Genomic DNA, 9,142 nt, shown 5'->3' on the forward strand with positions numbered 1-9,142 from the left:
CGCGATTCCAGCGACGAGGCGAACGCATTGTAGGCACCGACCGTTTTGGTGATGGCAGACCCCAGCTTGGTGGCGCGATCGCCCAACACCGCGAACCGTTCATACAATTCGCGGGACAGGTCGAACAGCATTTTCGCGTCATCGGTCAGGCTTTGCTGCTGCCACGCGTACGCCACGGATTTCAGCACCGCCCATAGGGTGATCGGCGAGGTCAAAGCCACCTTGCGTGCAAACGCGTCATCCATCAGCGTCGGGTCAGTTTCCAAAGCCGCCTGCAGCAGGGATTCGTTGGGGATGAAGGCGATCACAAAATCGGGGGCATCGTCGAACGCGTTCCAATAGGCCTTGTCGCCCAAGGTCTTCACATGTTCACGCACTGCCTTGGCATGCGCATGCAGCAGCTCCGACTTTCGCGTCAGCTCCTCGGGCGTGGCGGTATCGGGAATCTCGCACGCCTTCTGGTAGTCGGCATACGGCGCTTTCGCATCGATCGGAATGGTTTTGCCGCCCGGCATGTGGATGATCATATCCGGACGCTGCGTATGCCCATCCACGTCGGTGACGACCACCTGGGTGTCAAAATCCACATGTTCCAGCAGCCCGGCGGATTCCACGATGTTCCTCAACTGCGCCTCGCCCCACGCGCCACGCACCTTGTTGTTGCGCAACGCCGACGACAAAGCGTTGGTTTCGCGGTCAAGACGGGCCTGCTGCTCGCCAAGCCCCTTGAGCTGCTCGCCAAGCGCACCCATCTCCCGTTTGCGCCCTTCTTCGATTTGCGAGACCTTCTGCTGCAAGGCGTCAAGATTCTTCTGCACGGGCGCGAGCGCAGACAATACCTTGCTTTGTTCCTGCAGTTTCCGCTCGTTTTCAGCCTGCTTGCGTTCCGCTTCGGCCGCGGCACGCTCACGCTCTCGCTCCACTCGTTCCTGTTCGGCCCGTTGGGCTTGCGCGAGTTGCGATTTGAGATAGGTCAGCTGCTGGGCCAACCCTTCCGCCTGCGTGCGGTATTGGGTCACCGCCGTGGACAATTCGCTGATTTCCTGCCGATCAGCTTCGATCTGCGCTTTCGCCTCGTTAAGATCAGCGGTTTTCGCATCACGGGCCATTTCCTGCCCTTTGGAACGGCCCGCAAAAAAGCCGGCCGCGGCTCCAAGCGCAGCCACAACCACCAGAAGAATCACCACAAACACAGGATTGTCGAACATATGTTCTATATAACAGCATGACCAAGACATCTTGGAAGATCAAAGTTCGCAAGACATCCATGCCCAGCTGCATTATGCTTGGAGCCGAAAGCATGCTCACGAACATGCGGCAACGCGAGCACGCTGAATATTCGAGAGGCATTCAAGAGGCAATCCGGGGGTTCGGAAACACATGGGATTCGATTTGTTTATGACGGTGGCGGCGATTGTTGCGGCGGCCGTGGCCACTTGGGCCATCCTCAGGCTATTCCTAAGCGAAAACGATGACATAGCCCCCTCCCACCAACGCATCACCGATGACAAGCCCGCCAAGAATCACACCGAAAATCACACCGAAAATCCAGACGAGGCAGCCGGCGCAACACACCGAAGCGACATCGCCAAGAGTCTCGCCATCGCAACCATACTGACCGCTCCCACATTCACCGTAACCATGCTGACATTCGGCGGCATCACACTTCCCCACTGGCTGACCAATCCATGGCTGCACGCCATCATCGCCACGCCGGTCATGTTCTACTGCGCCGCGCCGATGCACAATCGTGGCACCGCCGCCCTGAAAAGCCACACGCCCAACGCGGATTCGCTGCTGTCGCTCGCCATGACCATCGTGTACGTCTACAGTCTGCTGGCGTGCGTGGTGTCGTGGATTTTCCCCGCGGGGTCACGCAATCAGTATTTCGCTTTCGCAAGCATGGTCGCCGTGCTATCGCTTGCGATTTCGCTGATCGCGCAACGCCCCATGGCAAAGAAAGCATCGGAAGGCGATATTCCGACCGCACAATCGCAAGAAAAGCAAGAAATACAATCTCAAGAAACGCAAGAAACACAGCAAAGCATGGATACGCTTATCCAGGCCAGCATCACATATGAGATTCGCACGCGGGTAACGCAGATTACCGCGACCGTGACGATGGTCATCGCGGTGTGGACGTTCGCTTTGTGGCTGATTTTCGGGCTTCAGCCGAAGCTTGCGATCGCCGTGTTGATCGGTGCGACGGTTTTGACGGTCGCAGGCTTGGTTTTGCAGGCATATGACCGCCAACCGTCACGGTAAAACGGTTTTCGCAAAAGAAAATCGCGCAATCGCACGAAAAATGGGCGGACCCGCATGTGCGCAGTCCGCCCACCGTCAACGGTTAGACCGTTTTCGTGACTCGGCCAATCAACAGTCAGTCAGGCCAAACCGATCAGCCGAATGACTCCGACCGTCACTTAGCCTCTGCCGAAAAATCGTCGTCAATCTGCCCCGGCGCCCACGAGGAGAGCTCCAAATGGTCGCCGCCGGTCTGATCCACAAGCACGGTGTCGCCGTCGTGCACTTCGCCGGCCAGCAGCATGCGCGCCAACTGGTCGCCGACTTCGGTTTGTACCAAACGACGCAGCGGGCGAGCGCCATACGCCGGGTCGTAACCGGTGTTGGCGAGCCAATCGCGCGCCGAATCGGTAACATCCAGCTTGATGCGGCGATCCGCCAAGCGGGCCGAAACCTGCGCCACCTGAATGTCCACGATGCCGCCGAGCTCTTCGCGCGTAAGCGGGTGGAACATAACCAGTTCATCCAAGCGGTTGATGAATTCCGGCTTGAACTGCATATGCACGGAGTCCATCACGGCCTTCTTCTTGGCTTCGTCATCCAGTTCGGTGTTCACCAGGAACTGCGAGCCAAGGTTGGAGGTCATGATCAGAATCGTGTTCTTGAAGTCCACGGTCCTGCCCTGCCCGTCGGTCAAACGGCCGTCGTCGAGCACCTGCAACAGCACGTCGAATACTTCAGGATTGGCCTTTTCAACCTCATCGAACAGCACCACCGAATATGGGCGGCGACGCACGGCTTCAGTCAGCTGGCCACCCTCCTCATAGCCGATGTAGCCTGGCGCAGCACCGATCAGACGAGACACGGAGGCCTTCTCCATGTACTCGCTCATGTCAATGCGCACCATGGCCTTTTCATCGTCGAACAGGAAGTCGGCGAGCGCCTTGGCGAGCTCGGTCTTGCCCACGCCGGTCGGGCCGAGGAACAGGAACGAGCCGGTTGGGCGGTTCGGGTCGGAAATGCCCGCACGCGAACGACGTACCGCATCGGAAACCGCTTGAATGGCTTCCTTCTGGCCGATCACACGTTTGCCGAGATAGTCTTCCATGGTCAGCAGCTTCTCGTTTTCGCCTTGCATGAGGCGTCCGACGGGAATGCCCGTCCAGTCGGACACGATTTCGGCCACGGAGTCGGCGTCAACGCGGTCCGGCACCATCGGAATATCGCCACCCAAGCCACCGTCAGCACCGCCTGCCGCACTGTTCTTGGCCGCCGCCTCGTTTTGTTCGGCTTGCGCGATCTCCTTCTGGATGGCCGGAATTTCGCCATAGTTGATGGCGGAGGATTTCGCCAGATCGCCTTCGCGTTCATACCGTTCGGCTTGGGTGCGTAGTTCGTCGAGCTTCTTGCGCAGGTCGCCGATGCGGTTGTGCCCGTTCTTTTCGGCGTCCCAGCGTGCTTTCAGACCGTTGAGTTTCTCGCTTTTGTCGGCGATTTCCTTGTTGAGGTCGTCGAGACGTTCCTTGGCGCTTTCATCAAGCTCGTTTTCCGCTTTCTGCGCGGCGGAATCGTCTTTCGGATTGCCAAGCAGGTACGATTTTTCCATCTTGAGACGGTCGACCTGACGCTGCAGTTCATCGATTTCCTCAGGCGAGGAGTCGAGTTCCATGCGCAGGTGCGATGCGGCCTCGTCAACCAGATCGATGGCTTTGTCCGGCAGCTGACGGCCGGAAATATACCGGTTCGACAGCGTCGCCGCGGCCACGAGCGCATCGTCTCCGATGGTCACCTTGTGGTGGGCTTCGTATTTCGGTGCGATGCCACGCAGGATGGCGATGGTGTCTTCCACGCTCGGCTCTCCTACGAACACCTGCTGGAAACGGCGTTCCAATGCCGGATCCTTTTCGATGTTCTCACGGTATTCGTCGAGTGTGGTGGCACCGATCAGGCGCAGTTCGCCTCGCGCGAGCATGGGTTTGAGCATGTTGCCCGCGTCCATGGATCCTTCGGCCGCGCCCGCGCCGACGATGGTATGGATCTCATCGATGAACGTGATGATCTGCCCGTCTGCGTTCTTGATTTCCTGCAGCACGCTCTTCAGGCGTTCCTCGAACTCGCCACGGTATTTCGAACCTGCCACCATGGAGCCCAGATCAAGCGAGATGAGCTTCTTGTTTTGCAGGGTGGTCGGCACATCGCCGGCGACGATACGCTGCGCAAGGCCTTCCACCACGGCGGTTTTGCCCACGCCAGGCTCGCCGATCAGCACCGGATTGTTCTTGGTGCGGCGGCTCAGGATCTGGATGACTCGGCGGATTTCCTGATCGCGGCCGATCACGGGGTCGAGCTTGCCTTCTTTCGCGGCTGCCGTCAGGTCGGTCGAATACTTTTCGAGGGCTTTGTAGGAGCCTTCGGCGTCGGGACTGGTCACTTTCGCGCCTCCTCGGATCGTTGGCACGGCTTTGCGTAGCGCGTCGGCGGTCACGCCGTATTGTTCCATGATTTGCGCGCTCTGATTCGGCTTTGCCGCCGCGATGGCGATGAGCAGATGTTCGGTGGATACGTATTCGTCGCCCATCTGCTGCATTTCCTTGCCGGCTTGCGCAAGTACTGCGGATAGTTGCCTGCTGACTTGCGGTTGCGCGGTGGTCGATCCGCTGGCGCTTGGCAGCGCGTCCTGCGCTTGGTGCACGGCGGCGCTGATGTTCTGCGCGTTGCCGCCCGCGGCTTCGATCAGACCGCGGATCACGCCGTTTTCCTGGCGCAGCAGCGCGTCAAGCAGGTGCAGGGTTTCGACTTGCGCGTTGCCTGCTGCCGACGCGTTCTGTACGGCGTCGGAAATGGCTTCCTGCGCCATTGTGGTGAACTTCTGTTCCATATCATCCTCCATGGTTCGCGCCGATCGTCCGTTTTTCGCACGGTCGCGTCGACGCATATGTCGTTGTCTGATATGCTCAACCGACTTCACCACCATTCTATTCCCAAAAGTTGAGCCTGCAACACTCAACTTTTGTTCACTAAACGGGAAATCGCAAACAACGCAGCACAAAGGCCGTCACCCACGAAAGGTGACGGCCTTCATATCTTCAATATGTCAATCAGCAATCGGCAATCAGCCGCGCACCACCACGTTGCGCAGGCTGCCGATGCCTTCGACGTGCACGATCGCCTCGTCGCCCGGATCAAGATGGCCGGAAGCGTTCGGCGTGCCCGTCAGAATCACGTCGCCCGGCAGCAGCGTCGTGAAGCTGGAAATCGCCGCGATCTGCTCCGGAATGCCGTGAATCAGATTCGCCGTGGTGCCGGAAGCCAGCTCGACATCCTCACCGTTCAGCGTGAAAGAGATCTTCGCGTCCTTCCAATCCAAATCGTCGCGGGTCACGATCCACGGGCCGAGCGGGCAGGAGGTGTCGAAGCCCTTCGCACGCGTCCACATCGGGTCAAGTCCCTGCAGGTCACGCAATGTCACATCGTTCACGCAAGTGAAGCCGAGCACGTAATCCATGGCCTGTTCGACCGTCACGTTCTTGGCGATGCGCCCCATCACCACGGCCACTTCCGGCTCGAAATTCATATCGTTCGAGTACGACGGGATCACGATCGGATCGTCCGGGCCGATCACCGACGTGCTCGGCTTGGAGAAGATCACCATGTCTTCCGGAGCGTGCTTGATGTCGGAATGGCCTGCTTCATGCATGAACTGCGCGTGCGCCTCGTAATTCTTGGCCAGCCCGTATACCTTCGACGGGATCACCGGAGAGAGCAGACGAACGCCATCGCCATCCACCGGAAAACGCTCGCCGGTCGGCTTCACACCGGCACCGGCCAGAGGATGCCCCTCAAGCGCCACGAGATAGTCCTTGCCGTCGCTTTCGTCGGTCTGCACGAAAGCGTATTGCGGTACATCATTATGCGAAAAACGTGCGATTCTCATGTCTGCCAGTCTACCCGCAACAATCGTCGAATCGTCCATATCATCGACATGCAACGCCCGACAATCAAAAACATCGAAAAAAAAAACGGGCCATCACATCATGCGAAGGCCCGTCACAGGAAGAAAACGTCAGATAAAAGCGCGCTCGCCGAAAATCGCGGTACCGACGCGCACGATGGTGGATCCTTCCGCAACCGCAAGTTCCATGTCGCCGGTCATGCCCATCGACAGTTCGCGGCAGGATTGCGTGCCCGGCTCGCCGGATTCGAGAATATGGTCGCGGGTTTTGCGCAGGTGCTCGAATCCCTTGCGGATGGCGGTTTCGTCGTCGACATGCGCGCCGATGGTCATCAGCCCCTGCAATTCAAGTCCGTCCAATGTACCGATTTTTTGCGCGATGCGGATGGCATGCGAGGGATCGCAGCCGGATTTCGACGCCTCACCCGATTCGTTGACTTCCAGCAGCACGCCCACGGTGATGCCGCGCGCCACGGCCCTGCGCGAGATTTTCTCCGCCAAGTCAAGGGAATCAACCGATTCGATGGTGTTGACGACCGGCAGCACTTTGCCGATCTTATTGCTTTGCAGCTGGCCGATCAGATGGAACGGAATATGCTCACCCGCAATAGTGGAAGCGCCGGCATCGTCGGCAACGCCCAACGCGAATCCGCGCTCCCCGCAACGTGCCATCAATCCTTCGGCCTTCGCCATCACTTCCTGCGGACGATTCTCGCCGATCATACGCACGCCAGCGTCGATCGCAGCCATGATCTCACCCACGTCGCGCGTTTTCGTGGCGGCAAGCAGGCGTACGGAACCTGCGTCACGCCCGGCATGCTGCTCCGCCGATGCGATGCGGTCCAGCACACGGTGCACGCCATCGGCGATCTGCACGGCACGCACACCGTCGATCACCTCATTGGCAAGATTCTTATGGTCCATATATGCAGTCATGTTCAGCCTCTTGCGTTCAAATCCCAACTACCTCTACCAGAGTAAGAAGAAGCCCGTACGACGGTCTGAAGTGAAGCGATAAAGCGACCGATATCCGTACGGGCTAATAAAACAGACGGCAGTAGAAGGGGGAACTTCAAAGACTCCGTCCGACAGCAACTATATGCAAGATTTACTAAACACGCGCCGAAAAAAACTTTTTACTTCAAAAAAAATTTCTCAGCGAACTCAAATTCAGCCTTGCGATTCGTCTAATTTGCGTTCCAAAGCATCAACGCGTTCCTTCAACGCAAGCACCTGACACGTCAGCGATCGAATCTGCCCCAACTGCACAGTCACCAATCGTTCCCTGGTGTCGGAAGACAAGGCGCCCGTCGTGGAATTGCTTCTTGCGGCCGCCATAATATCCAGATCCACTTTCCAACGTGCGATATTACGTTCCACACGCTTGCGCCCGATGATCGCAGGGCTCAACCCAGCCGACGTGAAAATCGTGCTCGGCCGCTCGCCATCCAAATATCGGCGCATGCAACTGATCTGAAAATCACGCGAATACGTGATCCGATTTTCCGTAACCGACTCAACCGCCGGCAACGCACGAAGATACTCGACCTCCGTGTTACTAAACTGCCTTTTCGTCATATCGACCCCATTCATCCGACAAAACGGAATACCATTCTCGTGCTCGTAGATTACCATCACAAACGAACGCACCCGAACGGCATATACTACCACTTTAACGTAAGGCTATGGGGGCTCACGCCACCTGAATCGCCCTACGCTAAACCTAGCTAAACCCCAACGGGTACAGTTGCGTACTGCCACAGTCAACCCACCAAAGGAGCAGCCATGACCGGCCGATTCGCACCAACCCCATCAGGACGCATGCACATCGGCAACGTTTACGCCATGCTCGGAGCATGGCTTTCCGCCCGCAAATCGGGTGATTCCATACGGCTGCGCATCGAAGACATCGACGAGCCACGAGTGGTTCCCGGCGCCGCCGAAACCATGATGCGCGATCTCGAATGGCTTGGTCTCGGTTGGGATGACGAACCGGTATTCCAGTCGTCGCGACACGCCCTATACCAGGAAGCGCTTGAGCTTCTCAGCAAGCTGAGCTTTGACGAAATCAGCGATATTATCAGTACTGGTTCCAACGATTCCAAGCCCTGCAGCACTACAGCAGGCAACGAAGCAGCCACCTCTGAGGCAACACCGCTCATCTACCCCTGCTTCTGCTCGCGCGCCGACATCCGCGCCGCCTCTGCGCCACAGGAAGGCGATCGTTTCACCGTGTACCCAGGAACATGCCGACGCCTCATCGCCAGCGAACCGCAGCGTGCGAAACAACGCCTCGCCAACAACGACCGCCACTCGATGCGCATCGCCACCGCCGACACCACCATCACCTTCCACGACGAAGTATTCGGCACCCAGCAATACAACCTCGCCCACGACATCGGCGACACCATCGTGCGCCGCTCGGACGGCATCTACTCCTACCAGCTGGCCGTCACCGTGGACGACCTCGACATGGGCATCACCGACATTGTGCGCGGCCGTGATCTGCTTCGCTCCAACGCTTTGCAAATCTACATTCGCAAAGCCCTTATCAACGCGGGATTCAAGCCTTCCGAACCGACACAGCCCTTCCATCCTGCCGACGGTTCCAATAAACCTGACGATGTGACCATCTCATACGCGCATCTGCCCCTCATCGACAACGCAGCCGGCCAACGCCTTGCCAAACGCGAGCGCTCGCTCGATCTCGGCATACTCACGGCACACGGCGCCACCGCGCAACAGATCATCGGCTATTGCGCATGGCTGCTCGGATTGCAGGGAGACCTGAAACACACCAAACCGCAGCCTATGAGCGCCGACGAAGCGCTTGGCGTATTCAGTTGGGATGCCGTTCGCACCAACACGTCAGACCGCACGCTCGATCAAGGCGAGTTCAACGCATATTTCGGACTGTAGGCCCTATTCTGCAGTTTTATTCTGCAG

The 9,142-nt window shown here is 58.2% G+C and carries 7 protein-coding genes; 2 read left to right on the forward strand and 5 right to left on the reverse strand.

Features of this window, described 5'->3' with window-relative positions:
• Positions 1-1,208, reverse strand: a 1,208-nt coding sequence (gene rmuC, locus Q5H33_RS07465) for a DNA recombination protein RmuC (RefSeq protein ID WP_302423820.1), incomplete at its 3' end; no start/stop codon positions are given.
• A 172-nt stretch (positions 1,209-1,380) separates the two neighbouring features.
• Between rmuC and Q5H33_RS07470 the strand changes: the two genes are divergently transcribed.
• The gene (locus tag Q5H33_RS07470) at positions 1,381-2,265 is read left to right on the forward strand and encodes a copper-transporting ATPase (RefSeq protein WP_065439605.1); all 885 of its coding nucleotides are present in this window, start codon (positions 1,381-1,383) and stop codon (positions 2,263-2,265) included.
• A 154-nt stretch (positions 2,266-2,419) separates the two neighbouring features.
• Here Q5H33_RS07470 and clpB read toward each other — a convergent pair whose 3' ends face one another.
• The 4 genes from clpB to Q5H33_RS07490 all read right to left on the reverse strand — a co-directional run bounded on the left by clpB (position 2,420) and on the right by Q5H33_RS07490 (position 7,774).
• Positions 2,420-5,134, reverse strand: a complete 2,715-nt coding sequence (gene clpB / locus Q5H33_RS07475) for an ATP-dependent chaperone ClpB (RefSeq protein ID WP_302423827.1) — start codon at positions 5,132-5,134, stop codon at positions 2,420-2,422.
• 222 nt (positions 5,135-5,356) lie between these two features.
• A complete protein-coding gene (locus tag Q5H33_RS07480; RefSeq protein WP_033524308.1) occupies positions 5,357-6,178 on the reverse strand; it encodes a fumarylacetoacetate hydrolase family protein in 822 nt (273 codons plus the stop codon).
• 129 nt (positions 6,179-6,307) lie between these two features.
• Positions 6,308-7,132, reverse strand: coding sequence for a YggS family pyridoxal phosphate-dependent enzyme (locus Q5H33_RS07485; protein ID WP_004223193.1), 825 nt, complete (start codon positions 7,130-7,132; stop codon positions 6,308-6,310).
• A gap of 234 nt (positions 7,133-7,366) precedes the next feature.
• Positions 7,367-7,774 (reverse strand): HTH domain-containing protein, encoded by a 408-nt coding sequence (locus tag Q5H33_RS07490; protein WP_033524309.1) that lies wholly within the window; start codon positions 7,772-7,774, stop codon positions 7,367-7,369.
• Between the two features lie 207 nt (positions 7,775-7,981).
• On the opposite strand from Q5H33_RS07490, the gene Q5H33_RS07495 reads away from it, so the two are divergent.
• Positions 7,982-9,115 (forward strand): glutamyl-Q tRNA(Asp) synthetase, encoded by a 1,134-nt coding sequence (locus Q5H33_RS07495; protein ID WP_302423826.1) that lies wholly within the window; start codon positions 7,982-7,984, stop codon positions 9,113-9,115.
• The last annotated feature ends 27 nt before the right edge of the window (positions 9,116-9,142 follow it).

The sequence above is a fragment of the uncultured Bifidobacterium sp. genome, assembly GCF_959020145.1.
GTDB lineage: Bacteria > Actinomycetota > Actinomycetes > Actinomycetales > Bifidobacteriaceae > Bifidobacterium.